The sequence below is a fragment of the Mucilaginibacter angelicae genome (assembly GCF_042434235.1).
GTDB classification, from domain to species: domain Bacteria; phylum Bacteroidota; class Bacteroidia; order Sphingobacteriales; family Sphingobacteriaceae; genus Mucilaginibacter; species Mucilaginibacter angelicae.
Genome location: NZ_JBHLTS010000025.1, coordinates 1 through 505, shown reverse-complemented (window position 1 = coordinate 505; position 505 = coordinate 1). Strand labels below are relative to the sequence as shown.

Annotated in this window: 1 protein-coding gene; it reads left to right on the top strand. The window is 44.4% G+C overall.

The features are described 5' to 3' along the window. Nucleotides 1-417 (top strand): integrase core domain-containing protein (locus ACFFGT_RS19090; protein ID WP_377024120.1); only part of this gene is annotated, 417 nt, incomplete at its 5' end. Nucleotides 418-505: the final 88 nt, after the last annotated feature.

Below are 505 nucleotides of genomic sequence, written 5' to 3'. Positions count from 1 at the left end.
TGCATAGCAGCCTTACAGATGGCGCTTGACGCCCGCAGCTATAGCGGACAGACCCTGACCCATCATTCTGACAGAGGGGCTCAATACTGCTCGAAAGATTATGTGGACTTGCTTATGGGCGAAACTGTCTCCATTAGCATGACCGAACGTGGCGACCCATACGAGAACGCCCTGGCAGAACGGATGAACGGGATCATTAAAGGTGAATTTAACCTGTACAGCAGTTCAGTTAACTTCGAGCAGACCTACCAAAAGATCGAAAGCAGCATTAAGGTATATAATGAATTACGGCCCCATGGAAGCTGTGATTATCTGACACCATGCCAGGCACATAAACAAGGAGATGTATTGAAAAAACGATGGAAGAAATATCCTGGAAAATGGCAAAAGGAAAAAACGCTCGTTGTGCCCGTTTAAGTTAAATGAGTTATCCACAAAAAAGGGAGGTCCCACAAAAAGAAAAAAAGAAGCAAAAAAAGAAAAACGCATTAGCATGTGGGAAACT